General features: G+C 70.2%; 16 protein-coding genes, 1 tRNA gene and 1 pseudogene. 6 read left to right on the forward strand and 12 right to left on the reverse strand.

Features of this window, described 5'->3' with window-relative positions; all coding sequences use genetic code 11:
- Positions 1 to 268: 268 nt before the first annotated feature.
- From ABZ920_RS15785 to ABZ920_RS15810, 6 genes are all read right to left on the reverse strand, one after another.
- Positions 269 to 1,372: a substrate-binding domain-containing protein gene (locus tag ABZ920_RS15785; protein ID WP_361504236.1), complete on the reverse strand. Its 1,104-nt coding sequence runs from the start codon at positions 1,370 to 1,372 to the stop codon at positions 269 to 271.
- A 425-nt stretch (positions 1,373 to 1,797) separates the two neighbouring features.
- Positions 1,798 to 2,253 (reverse strand): helix-turn-helix domain-containing protein, encoded by a 456-nt coding sequence (locus ABZ920_RS15790; RefSeq protein WP_361504239.1) that lies wholly within the window; start codon positions 2,251 to 2,253, stop codon positions 1,798 to 1,800.
- A 5-nt stretch (positions 2,254 to 2,258) separates the two neighbouring features.
- Positions 2,259 to 3,434, reverse strand: a complete 1,176-nt coding sequence (gene dnaJ / locus ABZ920_RS15795) for a molecular chaperone DnaJ (protein WP_361504137.1) — start codon at positions 3,432 to 3,434, stop codon at positions 2,259 to 2,261.
- Positions 3,435 to 3,470: 36 nt separating this feature from the next.
- The gene (gene grpE / locus ABZ920_RS15800; RefSeq protein WP_361504139.1) at positions 3,471 to 4,184 is read right to left on the reverse strand and encodes a nucleotide exchange factor GrpE; all 714 of its coding nucleotides are present in this window, start codon (positions 4,182 to 4,184) and stop codon (positions 3,471 to 3,473) included.
- The gene (gene dnaK / locus ABZ920_RS15805) at positions 4,181 to 6,025 is read right to left on the reverse strand and encodes a molecular chaperone DnaK (protein ID WP_361504142.1); all 1,845 of its coding nucleotides are present in this window, start codon (positions 6,023 to 6,025) and stop codon (positions 4,181 to 4,183) included. Before dnaK ends, grpE begins: the two co-directional genes overlap by 4 nt.
- A 94-nt stretch (positions 6,026 to 6,119) precedes the next feature.
- Entirely contained in the window at positions 6,120 to 7,448 is a 1,329-nt protein-coding gene (locus ABZ920_RS15810; RefSeq protein WP_361504145.1) for an undecaprenyl/decaprenyl-phosphate alpha-N-acetylglucosaminyl 1-phosphate transferase, read from the reverse strand.
- A 282-nt stretch (positions 7,449 to 7,730) separates the two neighbouring features.
- Between ABZ920_RS15810 and ABZ920_RS15815 the strand changes: the two genes are divergently transcribed.
- On the forward strand, positions 7,731 to 9,998 hold the full coding sequence (locus ABZ920_RS15815; protein WP_361504148.1) for a (Fe-S)-binding protein: 2,268 nt from the start codon (positions 7,731 to 7,733) through the stop codon (positions 9,996 to 9,998).
- A gap of 112 nt (positions 9,999 to 10,110) precedes the next feature.
- On the opposite strand, the gene ABZ920_RS15820 is transcribed toward ABZ920_RS15815, so the two are convergent.
- Positions 10,111 to 10,488 (reverse strand): antibiotic biosynthesis monooxygenase, encoded by a 378-nt coding sequence (locus ABZ920_RS15820; protein ID WP_361504151.1) that lies wholly within the window; start codon positions 10,486 to 10,488, stop codon positions 10,111 to 10,113.
- A gap of 141 nt (positions 10,489 to 10,629) precedes the next feature.
- On the opposite strand from ABZ920_RS15820, the gene ABZ920_RS15825 reads away from it, so the two are divergent.
- The gene (locus ABZ920_RS15825) at positions 10,630 to 11,628 is read left to right on the forward strand and encodes a Yip1 family protein (protein WP_361504154.1); all 999 of its coding nucleotides are present in this window, start codon (positions 10,630 to 10,632) and stop codon (positions 11,626 to 11,628) included.
- A 526-nt stretch (positions 11,629 to 12,154) separates the two neighbouring features.
- On the opposite strand, the gene ABZ920_RS15830 is transcribed toward ABZ920_RS15825, so the two are convergent.
- The 3 genes and pseudogenes from ABZ920_RS15830 to ABZ920_RS15840 form a co-directional block, all read right to left on the reverse strand.
- On the reverse strand, positions 12,155 to 12,454 hold the full coding sequence (locus tag ABZ920_RS15830) for a hypothetical protein (protein WP_361504157.1): 300 nt from the start codon (positions 12,452 to 12,454) through the stop codon (positions 12,155 to 12,157).
- Positions 12,455 to 12,517: 63 nt separating this feature from the next.
- Positions 12,518 to 12,979 (reverse strand): annotated as a pseudogene (locus tag ABZ920_RS15835) (Na+/H+ antiporter NhaA); the annotation flags it as partial.
- Between the two features lie 98 nt (positions 12,980 to 13,077).
- Positions 13,078 to 13,287 (reverse strand): hypothetical protein, encoded by a 210-nt coding sequence (locus ABZ920_RS15840; protein WP_361504160.1) that lies wholly within the window; start codon positions 13,285 to 13,287, stop codon positions 13,078 to 13,080.
- 306 nt (positions 13,288 to 13,593) lie between these two features.
- On the opposite strand from ABZ920_RS15840, the gene ABZ920_RS15845 reads away from it, so the two are divergent.
- Positions 13,594 to 14,787, forward strand: coding sequence for an alcohol dehydrogenase catalytic domain-containing protein (locus tag ABZ920_RS15845; RefSeq protein ID WP_361504163.1), 1,194 nt, complete (start codon positions 13,594 to 13,596; stop codon positions 14,785 to 14,787).
- A 165-nt stretch (positions 14,788 to 14,952) separates the two neighbouring features.
- Here ABZ920_RS15845 and ABZ920_RS15850 read toward each other — a convergent pair whose 3' ends face one another.
- Both ABZ920_RS15850 and dcd read right to left on the reverse strand, forming a co-directional pair.
- Complete coding sequence (locus ABZ920_RS15850) at positions 14,953 to 15,462, reverse strand: phosphoribosyltransferase (protein ID WP_361504166.1); 510 nt, start codon at positions 15,460 to 15,462, stop codon at positions 14,953 to 14,955.
- An 11-nt stretch (positions 15,463 to 15,473) separates the two neighbouring features.
- Positions 15,474 to 16,049: a dCTP deaminase gene (gene dcd / locus ABZ920_RS15855; protein WP_361504169.1), complete on the reverse strand. Its 576-nt coding sequence runs from the start codon at positions 16,047 to 16,049 to the stop codon at positions 15,474 to 15,476.
- A gap of 740 nt (positions 16,050 to 16,789) precedes the next feature.
- On the opposite strand from dcd, the gene ABZ920_RS15860 reads away from it, so the two are divergent.
- From ABZ920_RS15860 to ABZ920_RS15870, 3 genes are all read left to right on the forward strand, one after another.
- Positions 16,790 to 16,863 (forward strand) — tRNA-Gly (locus tag ABZ920_RS15860).
- Positions 16,864 to 17,134: 271 nt separating this feature from the next.
- On the forward strand, positions 17,135 to 17,569 hold the full coding sequence (locus ABZ920_RS15865; RefSeq protein ID WP_361504172.1) for a cupin domain-containing protein: 435 nt from the start codon (positions 17,135 to 17,137) through the stop codon (positions 17,567 to 17,569).
- Between the two features lie 509 nt (positions 17,570 to 18,078).
- Complete coding sequence (locus tag ABZ920_RS15870; RefSeq protein ID WP_361504174.1) at positions 18,079 to 19,575, forward strand: vanadium-dependent haloperoxidase; 1,497 nt, start codon at positions 18,079 to 18,081, stop codon at positions 19,573 to 19,575.
- Positions 19,576 to 19,943: the final 368 nt, after the last annotated feature.

Raw genomic sequence — 19,943 nt, forward strand, 5'->3', positions numbered from 1 at the left:
GCGTTGCAGCAACGTGACGGGCGCGGGCCGAGCCGCGCGGGGGCACGGCCCCGTACGGGCACGGGAGGCCGTCGCACGTGCGAACACGGGCAGGGCCGGGAGCGATCGGCGACCGGAACCTCACCCGGCGGGACCGGCGCGCGAGAACGGCGCGGACGGCCCCGGAGGAGGCGGCACGGACGGCCCCGGAAAAAGAGCGGCGGACGGCCCCTCGGGAAGGGCCGTCCGCACGCCGCTTTGTCCGCCTCCGGGGGCGAATTCCGGCCTGTTACAGGCCGATGGCGTCGCACGCCGACTTGTACTTGCCGGCGCAGATGTCGGACTTCTTGTAGATGCCGTCGGCGATGACGGTGTCCTCGATGTTGCTCCTGGTCAGCGCGACGACGGAGACGAGCTGCGCCGGGATGTTGCTGTTGGTGGGGCTGCTGACCCTGTCGCGGGTGAGCGAGTCGAACTGGATGTCCTTGCCCTGCACCTTGGCGACGGCCATCTCGGCGGCCGTCTCGGCCTCCGTCGGGTAGGACTTGTACACGCTCATGAACTGCTCGCCGCTGACGATCCGCTGCACCGCGTCGAGTTCGGCGTCCTGACCGGTGACCGGCGGCATCTTGGTGACGCCCGCGGCCTTGAGGGCCTTGATGACACCGCCCGCCATGCCGTCGTTGGCGGAGTAGACACCGGCGATGCCGCCCTTGCCGATGTTATTGATCGCCTCGGCCATGTTCGCCTCGGCGTTCTCCGGCTTCCAGCCCTTGGTGTCGAACTCCTCGGCGATCGTCACCTTGCCGTTCAGCTGGGCGAGCGCGCCCTCCTTGAACTGCGCGGCGTTCGGGTCGGTGGGCGAGCCGTTCATCATGACGATCTTCTTGGAGGTGTCGACGCCCGGGCCCATCGCCTCCAGCAGCGTCCGGCCCTGCACCTCGCCGACCAGCTCGTTGTCGAAGGAGACGTAGGCGTCGATCGGGCCCTCGGCCAGCCGGTCGTAGGCGATGACCGCGATGCCGGCGTCCTTGGCCTTCTTCACCTGGCCGGCGACGGCGTGCGAGTCGACCGCGTCGAGCAGGATGACGTCGACCTTGTCGTCGATCATCTTCTGCATCTGGTCGTTCTGGCGGTCGGCGTCCGCCTCGGCGTTGGCGTACTGCACCCGGCCCTTGTCCCGGGTGAGCGAGGCGACCTTCCGCTTGATGATCGGGTAGTCGAACTTCTCGTACCGCGTGTTCGCGGTCTCCGGCAGCAGCAGACCCACCGTCACCTCGGCGCCCTTGGTCGGTCCGGCGTCGCTCTCGCTCTCCGACCCGCCGAACGCACCGCAGGCGGACAGCGAGAGGGTCAGCGTGGAGCCGACCACGGCTATGGCGATACGACGCATCGAGGAGCTCACTTCTGGTGCCTTCCGGACGTGGGTGCAGCAGTGCGACCCAGGTGACTGAAAAGCCAACGCGGCACCGGGCACCGGCGTCAAGAGATGCCACTTAACGACATGACAACAGCACGCTCCGCTATCTCGTGAAGGGTCTGCGGAACTCTCTGCAACCGCCCTTTACCGGCCCTTCACCGTGCGGTCGGTTCACGAGCCGGCAGAGATCACCACAACCGCCGCGATTCCCCACGAGTCGCCACGTGGCCTTCCTCGCCCGCCAGTTCCGCTCCCGGCCGGACAACCGAACGAACCCGGCCATCCCGATCGCGGGCACCGCACCACCGCGCCCGGACACGCGTCACGCCCCGCGCCGGGCACGCGGAAGGGCCGGGAGGTCGACGCCTCCCGGCCCTGGTGTTCCACTCGTGTGCGGGTCAGTCCGACTGCTGCTGGCGCTTCTTGGGCCGCCACACCACCAGCGCGCTGGTCTGCTGGACCTCCTGGTACGGGACCAGGTCGCGCCGGTAGGAGGCGTGGACGGCCGCCTCGCGCTGGCGCATCGTGGCCGCCGCGCCGTCCAGGGCCGACTGCAGCTCCGCGACGCGGGACTGCAGCGCGGCGACCTGGTTCTCCAGTTCGATGATCCGCTTGATGCCGGCCAGGTTGATGCCCTCGTCCTGTGACAACTGCTGCACCTGGCGCAGGAGTTCGATGTCGCGGGCCGAGTAGCGGCGGCCCCGCCCGGCCGTGCGGTCCGGGGAGACCAGGCCCAGCCGGTCGTACTGACGGAGGGTCTGCGGATGCAGTCCGGACAGCTGGGCGGCCACCGAGATGACGTACACCGGTGTGTCTTCCGTCAGTTCGTACGGGTTGCGGCGGCGGCCGTCCATCTCCCTCATGCTCCCTTCGCGGCCTCGAACAGCTCCGCCCGCGGGTCCTCGCCCGCGGTCGCCTCGCGATACGCCTCCAGCGCGTCACGAGCCTTCCCCGACAGGTCCTTCGGAACACTCACCTCCACGGTGACCAACAGGTCCCCGCGGGTGCCGTCCTTGCGGACCGCGCCCTTGCCACGGGCGCGCATCGTACGGCCGTTCGGCGTGCCCGGAGGCAGCTTCAGCGTCACCGGCGGCCCGCCGAGCGTCGGCACCCGGACCTCGCCGCCGAGGGCGGCCTCCGGGTACGTCACCGGCACGGTGACGGTGAGGTTGTCGCCCTTGCGGCCGAAGACCGGGTGGGAGCCGACGTGCACGACGACGTAGAGGTCGCCCGCCGGTCCGCCCCGCTCGCCCGGCGCGCCCTTGCCGCGCAGCCGGATCCGCTGGCCGTCAAAGACGCCCGCGGGGATGCGCACCTGCATGGTCCGGGACGACTTGGCGCGCCCCGAGCCCTTGCAGACGTCGCACGGGTGCTCCGCGATCAGGCCACGGCCCTTGCAGTCCGGGCACGGGTCGGTGAGCGAGAACCCGCCGCCCGAGCCGCGCGCCACCTGCCCGGTGCCAACGCAGGTCGGGCACACGCGCGGCGTGCCGTTCTTGTCGCCGGTGCCCGAACAGGCCTTGCACGGCGCCTGCGAGGACATGCGCAGCGGCACCGTCGCGCCCTCGATGGCCTCCGTGAAGCTCAGCGTGACCTCGGACTCGATGTCCTGGCCGCGCCGGGGCTGGGTCCGCGGGCCACCCGTGCCGCCCCGGTTGAACAGGCCCCCGAAGACGTCACCTATGCCACCGCCGAAGCCGCCGGCTCCCCCGCCCTGGGCGCCGCCTCCGAAGAGGTCGCCCAGGTCGAAGTTGAAGGAGCCGCCGCCCGCGCCCGGACCCGGGCGGAACCCGCCGTTGCCGAACAGGGCGCGGGCCTCGTCGTACTCCTTGCGCTTCTTGGGGTCGCCGAGGACGTCGTTCGCCTCGGAGATCTCCTTGAAGCGCTCCTCGGCCCTGGCGTTGCCCTTGTTGGCGTCCGGGTGGAACTCGCGGGCGAGCTTCCGGTACGCCTTCTTGATCTCGGCCTCGGTGGCGTCCTTGGGGACGCCGAGGACCTTGTAGTAGTCCTTCTCGATGAAGTCCTTGGTGCTCATCCCCGACGCCCCTCCTTTCCTGCGTTCGTTTCGACGTCAGCCCTCGTCCGGGCCACCGTTCTCCTTGTCCTCGGCCTGCTCGGCGGGCTTGGCCGCGGCGGAGTCCTCCGCCGGCCGGACCGTCTGCGCGCCCGGCTGCGGCTCGGCCACGGCCACCCGCGCGGGGCGGATGGTGCGCTCGCCGATCCGGTACCCGGGCTGCAGAATCGCCACGCACGTCGTCTCGGTGACGTCCGGCGCGTAGCTGTGCATCAGCGCCTCGTGGATCGTCGGGTCGAAGGGCTCGCCCTCCTTGCCGAACTGCTGCAGCCCCATCTTCGCCGCCACGGTCTCCAGCGACTCGCCGACGGACTTGAAACCGCCCACCAGTTCGCCGTGCTCCCGTGCGCGCCCGATGTCGTCTAGCACGGGCAGGAGCTCGGTGAGGAGGTTCGCGATCGCGATCTCCTTCACCGCGACCCGGTCGCGCTCGACCCGGCGCCGGTAGTTCTGGAACTCCGCCTGCAGCCGCTGCAGGTCCGCCGTGCGCTCGGCCAGCGCCGTGCGGGCCTGGTCCAGCTGCGCCGTCAGGCCGGCGGTCTGTGCCGCGTCCCCGGCCGGGGCCGCCCCCTCCTCCTTGGCGGAGGAGGCGGCCTGCGGCTCGGCGTCGTCAGAGGTGGCGCCGGAGGGGACGTCGGGCTGCTGCGCCGGCTGCTGCTGGCCCTGCTGAGCCTGCTGCTGCTCGTCGAAGCCCGGGGTCTCCTCCGTCACGCGGCACCGTCCTTGCGCTCGTCGTCGACGATCTCGGCGTCCACCACGTCGTCGTCGGCCTTGGCCTCACCGGCACCGGCGGACGCGCCGCCGGCGGCCTGGGCGCCCTGGGCGTCGGCGTACATGGCCTGGCCCAGCTTCTGGGAGACGGCCGCGACCTTCTCCGTGGCGCTGCGGATCTCGGCGGAGTCCTCGCCCTTGAGCTTCTCCTTCAGCTCGGCGACGGCTTCCTCGACCTCGGTCTTGATCTCGCCCGGGACCTTGTCCTCGTTGTCCTTGAGGAACTTCTCGGTCTGGTAGACGAGCTGCTCGCCCTGGTTGCGGGTCTCGGCGGCCTCGCGGCGCTTGTGGTCCTCCTCCGCGTACTGCTCGGCCTCCTGGCGCATGCGGTCGACCTCGTCCTTCGGCAGCGAGGAGCCGCCGGTGACGGTCATCTTCTGCTCCTTGCCCGTGCCCAGGTCCTTCGCGGTCACGTGCATGATGCCGTTGGCGTCGATGTCGAAGGACACCTCGATCTGCGGGACGCCGCGGGGCGCCGGCGGCAGACCGGTCAGCTCGAACATCCCGAGCTTCTTGTTGTACGCCGCGATCTCGCGCTCGCCCTGGTAGACCTGGATCTGCACGGACGGCTGGTTGTCCTCGGCCGTGGTGAAGATCTCGGACCGCTTGGTCGGGATCGTGGTGTTGCGCTCGATCAGCTTGGTCATGATGCCGCCCTTGGTCTCGATGCCGAGGGACAGCGGGGTGACGTCGAGGAGCAGGACGTCCTTGACCTCGCCCTTGAGGACACCGGCCTGGAGCGAGGCGCCGATGGCGACGACCTCGTCCGGGTTCACACCCTTGTTGGCCTCCTTGCCGCCGGTCAGCTCCTTGACGAGCTCGGCGACGGCGGGCATACGGGTGGAGCCACCGACGAGCACGACGTGGTCGATGCCGCTGATGGAGATGCCGGCGTCCTTGATGACGTTGTGGAACGGCGTCTTGCAGCGCTCCAGCAGATCCGCGGTCAGCTGCTGGAACTGCGCGCGGGTGAGCTTCTCGTCCAGGTGCAGCGGACCCTCGGCCGAGGCGGTGATGTAGGGCAGGTTGATCGAGGTCTCGGTGGACGAGGACAGCTCGATCTTGGCCTTCTCCGCCGCCTCGCGCAGGCGCTGGAGGGCCATCTTGTCCTTGCTCAGGTCCACGCCGTGACCGGACTGGAACTGCTTGACCAGGTAGTCGACGACACGCTGGTCCCAGTCGTCACCACCGAGGTGGTTGTCGCCGTTGGTGGCCTTCACCTCGACGACGCCGTCGCCGATCTCCAGCAGCGAGACGTCGAAGGTGCCGCCACCGAGGTCGAAGACCAGGATGGTCTGGTCGTCCTTGTCGAGGCCGTAGGCCAGGGCGGCCGCGGTGGGCTCGTTGACGATGCGCAGCACGTTCAGACCGGCGATCTCGCCGGCCTCCTTCGTGGCCTGGCGCTCGGCGTCGTTGAAGTACGCCGGGACGGTGATGACCGCGTCGGTCACCTTCTCGCCCAGGTAGGCCTCGGCGTCCCGCTTCAGCTTCTGCAGCACGAACGCGCTGATCTGCTGCGGGTTGAAGTCCTTGCCGTCGAGGTTGATCTTCCAGTCGGTGCCCATGTGGCGCTTGACCGACCGGATGGTCCTGTCGACGTTGGTGACGGCCTGGCGCTTGGCGACCTCGCCGACCAGCACCTCGCCGTTCTTGGCGAAGGCGACGACGGACGGCGTGGTCCTGGCACCCTCGGCGTTGGTGATGACGGTGGGCTCGCCGCCCTCCAGAACGCTGACGACGGAGTTAGTCGTGCCCAGGTCGATGCCGACCGCACGTGCCATGGTGATTTCCTCCAGCTGACTTGAGTGGAACGGACTCAAGTGTGCCTGAGGGCCCGCGCTGGGTCAACAGACCTGAGCCGACTCGGCTCAAGACTTATCCGTTCCTTACACGCAACGGCGTGTCGACCTGCGGTGATCTCGTCTGCTGCGGCGGCCGCGGCCTCCCGTCCGAGGGGGGCCGGGTGCCGTGCGGGTCGCCGTCGCGCCGCTCCACGGCGTCCGCCGCACGCCGGCCGGTCCCGTACGGATCGGCGGGGCGCCGCCCGGTCGCGTGACCGTCGGCCCCAGGACCGTCGGCCGCACGGCGGGCGATCGCGTACGGATCACCCGGGCGGCGGAGCGCGCCCGGTCCGTCGGCCGCGCGGCGGCCGGTCGCGTACGCATCACCCGGACGGCGGATCCCCGTGCCCGGCCCGTCGGCCGGCCGCCGCACCGTCCCCGTGCCGTCGCCCTGCCGCCGGCCGTACACGGGGACCCGCAGCAGCCCCAGCACGGCCACCAGACTCACCCCGGCCACCCACAGCGCACTCGTGCGCGACACCCAGCCGACGTGCACGAGTACCCCGACGAGCACCGCGGCGAAGGTGCCGACGCCGGTCAGGACGGTGGCGCCCGGCGGGGTCAGCCCGAGCCGGCGCAGCCGGTGCGCGAGATGGTCGGGGCCGCGGCGCACCACCGGGCGCCCGGCCAGCCGCCGGGACAGCACCACGAGCAGGGCGTCGGCCGCGGCGACGGCGGTGAGCGGGAAGAGCACGGAGGCGGTGGACAGCAGGCCGTACCCGGTGCGGGCGAGCACGGCCGCCGAGGCGACCACGAACCCGGTGAAGAGCGTGCCGCAGGCCCCGAACGTCGTCCGGGCCGGATGCCAGTTGTGCATCAGGAAGCCGGTGAGGGCGGCGGCCAGCACGCTCAGCAGCACCGCCACGTCGTCCATCACCTCGGCCGCGGCGCAGGCGCCCGCGCCGAAGGCGGTGAGCACGCCCACCGTGCCGGCGAGGCCGTCGGTGTGGTCGAGCCCCCGGAAGGCGGCGGCCACGCAGGCGATCCAGAGCACGGCGAGGATCCCGGCGGGCACCCCCGTCTCGCCGTACGGCACCACGAACGCCGCCGCGACGGCCGTGCCGAGGAGCAGGAACGACGTCTTGAGCCGCCACACGTCCGCGACCAGCCCGAGGACGGCGACCCCGGCGCCGGCGGCGAGCAGTCGGGCGACCCCGTGCCCGAGCGGCGCGACGCCCGTCCAGTCGCCCGCCGCGGCGACGGCGCAGGTGCTCGCCACCACGGCCACTCCGCCGAGCAGCGGTACGGGCCGGGCGCGGCGCCGGTCGAGGAGGCCCAGCCGCAGCGCGGGCACCCGCAGCAGCGCCGCGAGCGAGGCGGCGAGGAGGAGGGAGACGATGGCGGTGGCGATCCCGTAGAGCACGAATTTACGCTAAGGCGAATGTCACGATTTGCGATGAATGACACGTCGCGACGGGCGTGGCGTCGTCCCCGGGCGGTCCCCGCCGGGTCCACGCGGGGCGCACCCCCGGCAGGTCAGGCACCCCTCAGCGACGCAGATCACCGACCGGGCGGCTACATTGCGGCGGAGGATGGGGGTAGTCTCGAACGGACTGCATAAGTTACCGCTTAGTAATCTCCGCTCGATCTCCATCAGACCTCATCAGACTCGTCTCGAGAACCCTCGCAGGCCCGAGGAGCCCCCATGCAACTCGCCGCGATCATCGTGTCGCTGGTCCTGACCGTGGTCGGCGTTGCTCTGCTCGCACGCGCCATCGGCCAGTTCGTCCGGTACTTCCGGCTGGGCCAGCCCGTGCCCGCCGGCAGCCGGACCGACAACCCCTACCAGCGCAGCGTGACCCTGGTGCGGGAGTTCCTCGGCCACACGCGCATGAACCGGTGGGGAATCGTGGGCGTCGCCCACTGGTTCGTGGCCATCGGCTTCCTGACGCTGCCGCCGACGATCATCAACGCCTACGGCCAGCTCTTCCAGGCCGACTGGACGCTGCCGGTCCTCGGCGGCTTCCTGCCGTACGAGCTCTACATCGAGTTCATCGGCACCATGACCACGCTCGGCATCGTCACCCTGATGGTGATCCGCCTGCTGAGCCTGCCGTCCCGGCCCGGCCGCAAGTCCCGCTTCGCGGGCTCCAAGATGGGCCAGGCGTACTTCGTCGAGTACGTCATCTTCACCATCGGTCTGGCGATCATGGTGCTGCGCGGTCTCGAGGGCGCGCTGCACCACGTCGACCACTACGAGGCCGCGTACTTCGCCTCGTACCCGCTGGTCCTGGCCTTCAAGGGGCTCAGCCTCGGCGCGCTGCAGAACCTCACCTACCTGTTCGCCATGATCAAGCTGGGCACCACCATGATCTGGATGATCACGGTGAGCCTGAACACCAACATGGGTGTGGCCTGGCACCGCTTCCTGGCCTTCCCGAACATCTGGTTCAAGCGCAACGCCACCGGTTCGACCGCCCTCGGCGCCCTGCCCGCGATGACCAGCGGCGGCAAGCCCATCGACTTCACCGACCCGGGCGACGACGACGTCTTCGGCGTCTCCCAGGTCGAGCAGTTCTCCTGGAAGGGCCTGCTCGACTTCTCCACCTGCACCGAGTGCGGCCGCTGCCAGTCGCAGTGCCCCGCCTGGAACACCGGCAAGCCGCTCTCCCCGAAGCTGCTGATCATGTCGCTGCGCGACCACGCGCACGCCAAGGCCCCCTACCTGCTGGCCGGCGGCGGCAAGACGATGGAGGGCGAGGAGAAGGCGTCCGAGGAGCAGCTGAAGGACGTCCCGGCGTCCGCGCTGGCCGAGGCCGAGCGCCCGCTCGTCGGCACCGCCGAGGAGAACGGCGTCATCGACCCGGACGTCCTGTGGTCCTGCACCACCTGCGGCGCCTGCGTCGAGCAGTGCCCGGTGGACATCGAGCACGTCGACCACATCGTCGACATGCGCCGCTACCAGGTGATGATCGAGTCCAGCTTCCCCTCGGAGGCGGGCACGATGCTCAAGAACCTGGAGAAGAAGGGCAACCCCTGGGGCCTGGCGAAGAAGCAGCGCCTGGAGTGGACCAAGGAGGTCGACTTCGAGGTCCCGGTCGTCGGCAGGGACATCGAGGACCTCACCGAGGTCGAGTACCTGTACTGGGTCGGCTGCGCCGGCGCCCTCGAGGACCGCGCCAAGAAGACCACGAAGGCCTTCGCCGAGCTGCTCCACATCGCCGGCGTGAAGTTCGCGATCATGGGCGGCGACGAGAAGTGCACCGGTGACTCCGCCCGCCGCCTCGGCAACGAGCCCCTCTTCCAGGAGCTCGGCATGGAGAACGTCGCCGCGCTGAACATGGCCTTCGGCGAGGACGACGACGACCCGGCCACGAAGAAGCCGCAGTCCGCGAAGAAGATCGTCGCGACCTGCCCGCACTGCCTCAACACGATCGGCAACGAGTACCCGCAGCTCGGCGGCGACTACGAGGTCATCCACCACACGCAACTGCTGCAGCACCTGGTGGACGAGGGCAAGCTGGTCCCGGTGACCCCGGTCGAGGGCATCATCACCTACCACGACCCGTGCTACCTGGGCCGCCACAACAAGATCTACACGCCCCCGCGCGAGATCATCGGCAAGGTCCCCGGCCTGCGCAACGAGGAGATGCACCGCCACAAGGAGCGGGGCTTCTGCTGCGGCGCCGGCGGCGCGCGGATGTGGATGGAGGAGCGGATCGGCAAGCGCATCAACAACGAGCGCGTCGACGAGGCCCTCTCCCTGAACCCGGACATCGTCTCCACCGCCTGCCCGTTCTGCCTGGTCATGCTGACCGACTCGGTCAACGGCAAGAAGAACGAGGGCAAGGCCAAGGAGTCCGTCCAGGTCGTGGACGTCGCCCAGCTGCTGCTCGACTCCGTCAGGACGCCGGCCGACCCGGCGGGCGAGGCGGAGGCCGAGAGCGCGCCCGAGCCGGAGCCGGTGAAGTAACCGGCCCGCCGGGCCCCGTCCGACCGAACCGGCGCCCCCTGCCCGCCCGGGCAGGGGGCGCCGGCCGTTCCCACGGCGCTCCGGAGGGCGGGCCGGCCGCGGGCCCCGCCGGCTACGCGCTCTTCCGGCCCTTGGGAGCCGCCTGCTGCACCACCTCGAACGACCACAGGGTCGACCCGGTGGCCGCGGGGCGGGGCCGCTCGCCGCCCTGCCCGCCGCCCTCGCCGCCCTGGGCGCCCTGGGCGCCGTCACCGCCGCCGCCCTGGTGTGCGGCCTTCATGGGCCCCTCCATCCAGGCCTGGAACGACTCCTCGTCCCGCCAGCGGGTGTAGACGAGGTAGGTGTCCGTCCCCTCGACCGGGCGGAGGAGCTCGAACCACTCGAAGCCGTCGGAGTTCTCCACGGTGTGCGCCCGGGAGGCGAACCGCTGCTCCAGGACCTCCCGCTGCTCGGCGGGCACGGTCAGTACGTTGATCTTCACTACGCTCATGCCCCCATCCTGCCCCCCGCACGACGGCGGGGCCTCGCGACGGCGCCCCGAAACCGCCCGTCCCCCGTTCGGCGGGCACCGCCCCGCGCCCGCCGCACCGCCCGCACCCACCCCGGACCCGCCCCTGACGTCCCTTAGGGGATGTCACAGCTCGGCCGCAAACCCCGGCCGGGACACCGGGCCCGGGCACGTCACTCTGCGGGACCAGGTACGTTCGATTACGTGGCTGGATTCAGGATCGGACGCGGCGGCCGGGACGACCGCGCCCCGCAAGCGCGACCGCAACAACCCCCGTACGGGCAGCAGGCCCCCCAGGGCCCGTCGTACGGCTATCCCCCGGCGCCGCAGCCGTACCCGCAGCAGCAACCGCAGTACGGGGGCGGCGGGTCCGCGGGCGGCCAGTGGCCTCCGGTGAACGGCGGCGGCCACGGCGGCCACGGCCAGCCGGAGTACTTCGGCGACGGCGCGCACGCGCACGGCGGCCCCGACCCGTACGCCGCCAACAACCCGGGGCACACCCAGGCCTTCGCGGTCGGCGAGGACCCCTACAACCAGGGCGGCACCTACCGCGCGGGCTCGGCCCCGGACGCCCCGGTCGGCCCCCGCCTGCACTGGAAGGACCTGCTGCGCGGGATCGTGCTGTCCCCCCGGCAGACCTTCCTGCGGATGCGCGACTACACGATGTGGGGCCCCGCCCTGATCGTGACGTTCCTCTACGGCCTGATCGCCGTGTTCGGGTTCGACGGCGCCCGCGAGGACGCCATCAACGCGACCCTCTCCAACGCGGTCCCGATCGTGCTCATCACCGCCGTGGCGATGGTGCTCAGCGCGTTCGTCCTCGGCGTGGTCACCCACACCCTGGCCCGCCAGCTCGGCGGCGACGGCGCCTGGCAGCCCACGGTCGGCCTCTCCATGCTGATCATGTCCATCACGGACGCGCCGCGCCTGCTCGTCGCCATGTTCCTGGGCGGCGACGCCGGCTTCGTCCAGCTGCTCGGCTGGGCCACCTGGGTCGCCGCCGGCGCGTTGCTGACCCTGATGGTCAGCCGCTCCCACGACCTGCCGTGGCCGAAGGCACTGGGCGCGAGCGCGATCCAGCTGGTGGCGTTGCTGTCGATCGTGAAGCTGGGCACGTTCTAGACGCCACGACGCGCCGCGCGATCGGCGCCGGCCCACACGAGGGCCCCCGGCTGGGACCACCGTCCACCGGGGGCCTTGTCGCACCCAGGGCGAGGGCTAGGGCGGAACGGCCGAAGACGTCATCGCGCGGCTCGCAACGTCCCTGGCGGCTACAGCTTCACCGCCTCCACCCCGGCCGGCGGCGGGCCTCCGCCCGCTGCGCGACCCGGATACGGCGGGCCTCGACGACGATGACGACGGCGGAGACAGCTGAGCGCCGTGAGGAGGTCCCCGGCCAAGGGTGGGCGGTGCCGGTGCGGACAGGCAGGCGGGCGTTAGGGCGCTGAGCGGCCGTTTCGTCGTGCGGTCCAGCGTTGCCGCAGCCAGTCACCGGCTTCCCCCACCGCCACCAGGAGAGCGGCGGACGCGGCGCATCCGGTGAGCGGCGAGGGATGTCCGAGAGCCGTGCCCGCCAGCCAGAGGCTGCCGGTCAGGGCTGCCCACCAGGCGATGACCGAGAGCGGAGTACGCAGGCGGAGTTTCCGTGTCATGGGGTGCCGTTCCCGGGCGTTGCGAGGCGGGCCAGGCCGAGTACAAGACTTCCGGCGACCGCGACGATTCCCGCCGCGACGGTGAGGGCCAGGCTCAGTTCCGGGGCAGCCCCGGCCAGGCGGGGGATCGCGTTCAGGGGTGCCACGGCGTATAGGGCGAGGACGGCCCAGCCGTGGACGCGCACGGGCGTGAGCCTGGCGCGCAGGCGGGCCGGTACGCGGCCGGCGGCCATGGCCGCTCCGGCGGGCAGCAGGGTGAGGGAGAAGACGGCCAGGCCGATCCACTGCCAGATCATCGTCGTGGGTTCCTGTCGGTGCCGGGGCGGGGGTGAGCGTTACAGGCGGCCGGCTGCGGCCATGACGAGCCCCCCGGCGACGGCGATGTCCGTGGCCATGGGGACCGCCCAGCCCGCGCGGCTGCCGCCACCCGCCCACGTGGTGGCCAGGTAGAGGACTGCGGGTGCCGCCATCCCGCACACCGCGGCGATCACGGGCAGCGCGGCGGTGGCCGGGGTGCGCAGTTCGCCCACGACCAGCTCGCGCTTCAGCTCGATCCCCGCGATGAGGAAGAACACAGCCAGCAGCCCATCGGCCGTCCAGTGCCCCACCGACAGGTCCAGGCCCAGGGCCCGTATCCCGAAGTGGAAGTCGCGCACGGACACGTACGCCCCGCTCCACGGGCTGTTGGCCCAGATCACCGCGAGGACGGCCGCACCGAGGAGGACCAGGCCGCCGACGGTCTCGGTACGCAGGGCCCGGGTGATCGCCTGCCGTTCGGGCAGCGGCAGCAGAGCGAGGAAGGGTGAGCGGGTGCCGGCCATGGCAGTGGCCTCCGGTATGTCGACGACGAGAGGACACACTGCCCCCAGGACGCCGACCAGACTTCCCGGCACACCGCGCGCCACTTTTGACGCGTTCTTTACACCGTATCCACCAGGCGGGCCGCTGTCTGCCCACCACCCCTGCGCCTGATCACATCGGTGTCAGGTTGTGACCAGTCCTGGCGGGAGGCGCACCACCAGGCGGCAACGACGGCGAGCACCCGTGCCGGGGCACCGTACGGCTCGGGCCGCTCGGGGCGCATCGTGTAGAGGGCGGCACCCGCGACCGTGAGGATCGCGCCCGTCACCAGCAGAGGCGAGGCCGGACAGCGGCCGGGCCGACGAGTCACCGCGGGACTTCGGGCAGCGTCACTGGGATGAGCGGACGGTCCATACGGGAGCTCCTGGCTGGAAGGCCTTCGCGGCGTACCCGGCGCGCAGACTGCCAACTGCGGCCTACCAGTGCGATGGCACGCGGGCACAGGGGGTCCGCTTCCGGCGTGCGTACGTCGGGTGGCAGCCCTACGTTGGGAAAAGCCGAGGTCGCAAAGCCACCGAAATGACTGCCGGCACTTCCACGGCCGAGTCGCCCTGGATCAGCAGAGGAGATAGTCATGGCAAGCAGCAACCGCGCCGTCGTCTTCCATGCCCCGAAAGACATGCGCGTCGAGTCCCGCGATTTCCCGAAACTTCAGATGCCGAACGGGAAAAGCGCCCCGCATGGCGCCATCCTCAGGCTCGTCGCCACCAACATCTGCGGTAGCGACCTGCACATCTACCGCGGGTCCTTCCCGGTGCCCGAGGGAATGGTGATGGGGCACGAGAACACCGGAGAGGTCATCGAGGTCGGCCCCGACGTCGAGTTCCTCAGTGAGGGCGACCTCGTCTCCGTCCCGTTCAACGTCGCCTGCGGCCGATGTCGCAACTGCAGGGCGCGCCGGACCGACGTCTGCGAGACCACCAACCCCAAGGTGGACTGCGGAGCATACGGCTTCAACCTGGGCGACTATGACGGTGGCCAGGCCGAGTACATGTTCGTCCCGTACGCCGACTTCCAGCTCCTGAAGTTCCCGGACAAGGACCAGGCCATGGCGAAGATCCGTGACCTGGCGGTGCTCTCGGACATCCTGCCCACCGCGTTCCACGGTCTCATGGAGGGCGGTGCCAAGGTGGGCTCGACCGTCTACATCGCCGGCGCCGGCCCGGTCGGTCGCTGCGCCGCAGCAGCGGCGCGCCTCCTCGGGGCGTCCTGCATCATCGTCGGCGACCACAACAAGGACCGCCTGGAACTGGTGAAGCAGAACGGCTGCGAGACGATCGACCTGACCCAGGACGCAGCGCTCACCGACCAGATCGAGGCCATCCTGGGCGAACCCAGGGTCGACTGCGCAGTCGACTACGTCGGCACCGAGGCACACGGCATCGGCAGCCAGGCCGAGGACATGGACCCGGCCTACGCCATCAACCAGGTGATCGACGCCACCCGCGCGGGCGGAGCCACCGGAGTCATCGGCGTCTACGGCCCCGACCCGCTCGCGAAGTCGGAGGCCGAGCAACAGGGAACGTACCCGATCGACTTCGGCAAGGCCTGGATCAAGTCGCCGCGGATCACCGCCGGGCAGGCACCGGTCATGCAGTACAACCGCGAACTGATGATGGCGATCCTGTGGGACCGCATGCCCTACTTGAGCGCCCTGCTCAACACGAAGGTGATCAGCCTCGACGAGGCCCCCGAGGCCTACGCGACCTTCGACACGGGAGTGCCCCTCAAGTACATCATCGACCCCCACGGCCTCATTCCCGCCTGAGGCCCGCCCTGCCCGGCCGGCAGTCCCCGCTCGGGGAAGGTGCGGGCCGTGCGGGGCTGCTCAGCAGCGACAACCAACGCTGACGAACGATCCCTAGCGGCCCCGGCAAGGGGCTGGACTGAGGGCAGCCTGCGGCACTCTGGGTGCCGCAGCGGAGTCACCAGGTCAGAGCGCTTCCTTGTTCTCCTTCGGCGCCTCGCCCGACTTGCTCACCGGAGGCAAAACGCTCCACGGGAAGTTGATCCAGTCGTCCGTGCGCTTCCAGACGTACTCGCACTTCACCAGCGACTGCGACTTCTCGTAGATCACGGCGCTGCGCACCTCGGCGACGGTGTCGAGGCAGAAGTCACGGACCAGCTTGAGCGTCTTGCCGGTGTCGGCGACGTCGTCGGTGATCAGGACCTTCTTGTCGGAGAAGTCGATCGCGTTCGGGACGGGGGCGAGCATGACGGGCATCTCCAGGGTGGTGCCCACGCCCGTGTAGAACTCGACGTTCACCAGGTGGATGTTCTTGCAGTCCAGCGCGTAGGCGAGACCACCGGCGACGAAGACGCCGCCGCGTGCGATGGACAGCACGATGTCGGGCTCGTACCCGTCGTCGGCGATGGTCTGCGCCAGCTCGCGGACGGCCGCGCCGAACTGCTCGTAGCTGAGGTTCTCTCGTACGTCGCTCATGCCTGCTTCTCTCACACCTGGGTCCGATGGAAATTGAGGTAGGACCGGGAGGCGGTGGGCCCTCGCTGTCCCTGGTAGCGCGACCCGTAGCGCTCGCTGCCGTAGGGCGCCTCCGCGGGCGAGCTGAGCCGGAACATGCACAGCTGGCCGATCTTCATGCCGGGCCACAGCTTGATCGGCAGGGTCGCGAGGTTCGACAGTTCGAGCGTGACGTGACCGGAGAACCCGGGGTCGATGAACCCGGCGGTGGAGTGGGTGACGAGCCCGAGCCGCCCGAGCGAGCTCTTTCCCTCGAGCCGGGAGGCGAGGTCGTCGGGGAGCGTGATGACCTCGTAGGTCGAGGCGAGCACGAACTCACCGGGGTGCAGGATGAAGGGTTCGTCGCCCTCCGGCTCGACGAGCCGCGTGAGGTCGGGCTGCTCGACGGAGGGGTCGATGTGGGGGTAGCGGTGGTTCTCGAACACCCGGAAGTAGCGGTCGAGGCGCACGTCGATGCTCGACGGCTGCACCATGGATTCGTCAAAGGGATCGATCCGCACCCGGCCGGCGTCGATCTCGGCCCGGATGTCCTTGTCTGAGAGAAGCACGCACCGAGGATACGCAAGGCGCGCGGAGCGCCCACAACCGGACGACTCCACGCGCTGCGCCACCTCTGCCGCCGCCTGCCTGCCCCGTCGGCGGGCCCGGACCACCGCCGGTCCCTGAGCCGGCCAACCGGCCACCGGCTCACTACGGACGGCCACGGCCTGCCCACCACGTACTGCGACGGCGTGCTACAGAACGGTCACTGTCAGCCTGTACGGACCCGCCGGCCGCTCAACGGCCCACCGGACCCGCTACCGGCCGGCCACTGCCGCGCGGCGGGCCGCACGACTGCCGTTCAGCGCCTCTCCATCTCCAGCACGACCGGCACCGGCACCGGCACCACACTGCGGAGCCGGGCACACCCCGGACACCTCATGAGCCGACCGGGACCGAGCCGCTCGGCCTTCTGCATCGGGAACGAAGCGGTGCTGAACACGTGCCCATCGGCACAACGGACGACGGTGCGCTCCATCAAGTCCAAGAGTCCCTTCCCCAGAGCCGCGTCGGGCCTTGCCGCCTGACGACAAAAGCCACATTACGGGATCAACGAGACGGCTCTCCAGGGGGCTCCCCGATCTCACGGCGCCCCCACTCCCCCGCGCTTACCGTATGCCCCAACTCCGGCGCCCTGCACCTCGTTCACTCCCCTGAGACGCGCTCAGGCCCCCGCTCTCAACAGCGAGGGCCTGCGATGAGGTAGAGTGGGCGAGCATCGGGACACCGACTCCGGTCGACGTCTTACGCGGGTGTAGTTTAATGGTAGAACATCAGCTTCCCAAGCTGAGAGCGCGAGTTCGATTCTCGTCACCCGCTCCAAGCAAAACCCCCAGGTCAGCGACCCGGGGGTTCTTTGTTGTCTAGACCGGTCCACGGTGCGCGCACCACAACATGCAGTCCCCGTGCCACAGCCGTGCCACGTCCTGCGGTGCGGTCGACCAGATCAGAGTGACGGACCGGGCAATCCTCCTCCCTCATGAGGCGCCACCGTCCGAGGTCGGCTGCGGATGAGCGGGTTCCGGCCCCAACAGGCCCTGTCCAGGCTTATGTTCACGGCGGTATCGGCTCTCGTACCTGTAGGAGGCCCCGCATGCGCCACGCTCTCCGTATCGCCACAACAGGGGTGGTGACCGCTGGCACCGTCCTGGTCTGCGGCACCGCCCAGGCCACGCCTCCGGGACCGGGGATCACCGCCCGCGTGATCCATCAGACCACCGTGAACGGCACCGACTACACCCTGCGGGAGATCACCGTCCCGCCCGGGCAGAGCACAGGCTGGCACTACCACGACGGTCCGCTGTACGGCATCGTCAAGCAGGGCACCCTCAGCCACTTCGATTCCACCTGCGCCTCCGACGGCGTGTACCCCACAGGCAGCGCCATTCAGGAACCGGCCGGAGCCGGCTACGTCCATATCGGCCGCAACATGGGTGACACGCCCCTCGTCCTGGACGTGCTCTACGTCCTGCCGCACGGCGCCCCGTTCTCGGAGGATGCGCCGAACCCCGGCTGCCCCTTCCAGTGATCACTGCGGCGGCGGCTGCTGGAGGCACCCGCGGCGGGTTTGCGGGATGAGACTGGCTACCGCAAGGCGCAGAACGCTCTGACCAGCCGAATCTCGCGGCCGGGCGCACCTCGAAGAAGGCGCCGGAAGACCCCGCCACCAGCAAGAAAAATGTCGGTGCTCCCCGGACGAGTCCGGGGAGCACCGAGGTGTCTCCTCCACCGAGCCCGACCACGACGCCGCCCCGCCAGCCTCGATCTTTCTTATTGGTCCGCCGCCGGAGTCGGCGGACCGTCTTGTTGCGGGTGGCGGAGGCCGGGCAGGCCGAGGATCGCCGGCTCCAGTTCGCCGGCCTGCGTGGTCAGGTCACTCGGAACTAGAGTCTCCGTTTTGGCTCTTTTCGGAGGCTTGCTTCTTGGATGTGCAGATCTTCTCGATTGCCCGTGTTCTGCGCAACCGCCCTGCGACTCAGGATGTCTCATGCGATGTGGTGCACTTCGCACCTCTCACGGGGAACACGGGGGATTCACATGAGCGATCGTCGTTCAGCCGCGCGCGAGGCACGGGTCCGGGCCGCCGAGGCCGAGTTCCAGCGCCACGTGCCGGTCCACGGCGCCAACGGGGAGGAAACGGACCACCCGTTCGTGGCCAACTACTCCAAGGCGCTGCCGCACAACAAGTTCGGCGAGGTCGACCCGACCGCCTACCACCTGCTGCGCCGTGCGCTGGCCACCGGGAGCTACGAGGACTTCGAGCGGATCCCGCTCGGGGACACCCGAAAGCTGGTCAACCCGCAGGCCGGCGCCTCCTTCGACCTCCAGGGCCCGGACGGCCAGGCACTCGCCGTCCGGCCGGCACCCCGCATCGACAGCGCGGAGAACTCCGCCGAGGCGGTGGAGCTGTACTGGATGGCGCTGTGCCGCGATGTGCTGTTCACGCGGTTCGGCGACAGTGAACTGGTCGCAGAGGCGGCCACCGAGCTCAGCGGGCTGTCGGACTTCAGGGCTCCCAAGCAGAACGGCCAGGTCACCGCGCAGACCATCTTCCGTGGCGGCACTCGGGGCGACCTGGTGGGGCCGTACCTCTCGCAGTTCCTGCTCAAGGACATCCCGTACGGCACGCTGCTGATCCCGCAGCGGCAGGACACCCTGGCCCGCCCGGTCGACCACCTGACCACCTGGGGCGACTGGCTGGAAGTGCAGAACGGCTCCGAACCCGAGGAGGACGAGCGGGACCTTGCGACGCGGCGCTACATCCAGACTCCGCGCGACCTGGCGCACTACGTGCACTTCGACGCTCTGTACGAGGCGTATCTCAACGCCGCTCTGATCCTGCTGGGCATGAACGCGCCGGCGGATCCGGGCAATCCGTACAACTTCTCGCGCAACCAGATCGGTTTCGGGACGTACGGCAGGCCGCACATCCTCTCGCTCGTCACCGAGGTGGCCACCCGGGCGCTGAAGGCGGCGTGGTTCCAGAAGTGGTACGTGCACCGGCGGTTGCGGCCGGAGGAGTTCGGCGGGCGGGTCCACCAGCAGCTGCGCGGGCAGCGCGAGTACCCGATCGACGGTGAGGTGCTGGACTCCGTCGCGGTCAAGCGGGTGTTCGAGAAGTACGGCAGCTACCTGTTGCCGCAGGCGTTCCCGGAGGGCAGCCCGACCCATCCCTCGTACGGGTCCGGGCACGCCACCGTCGCGGGGGCGTGCGTGACGATCCTGAAGGCGTGGTTCGACGAGTCGCATGTCCTGGCCGATCCGGTCGTGCCCAGCACCGACGGCACCGCCCTGGAGCCGTACACCGGCCCGGACGCCGGGCGGCTCACGGTCGGCGGTGAGCTGAACAAGGTCGCCGCCAACATCGCTACGGGCCGCAACATGGCCGGTGTGCACTGGCGCACCGACTTCACGGAGGCCGTGCGGCTGGGTGAGGAGATCGCCATCGGCGTGCTGCGCGAGACGAAGGAAGTCACCCTCGAGAACGCGGTGTTCACCCTGAGCCGGTTCGACGGCAGCACCCTCGCCGTCTGACGTTCCGCCCCTCTCGCCCGGGTCGGCTACCGCCCGGGAACAGCGCTGGGCCTGGGCTCGCACAGCGGGTCCGGGCCCAGGCCGGGAGAAGTCCGGCTCTCCGGCGACTTCCGGACGCCCGGGGCCGCGTCAAGCAGTGCGGCCGGGCGCCGGCCGATCGCCGGTCTTCGTGCCGCGTGACCGGCGGGTCATCCGGCGGCGGGCGAGCGCTGCCGCCCTGACCGGCAGCCCCGCGTGCGGTATCGCGGAAGGTGACGCATTGACGGGCAGTCGGAGCAGACCCTGGCCGGGGGCTCGACGAGCTCGTGAGGCCGGAGAAAGTCCGGAGACCAGATCTGCGGACCGGGGCTGACGGGACCTGTCGCCTC

The organism is Streptomyces sp. NPDC046831 (assembly GCF_040645305.1).
Lineage (GTDB): Bacteria > Actinomycetota > Actinomycetes > Streptomycetales > Streptomycetaceae > Streptomyces.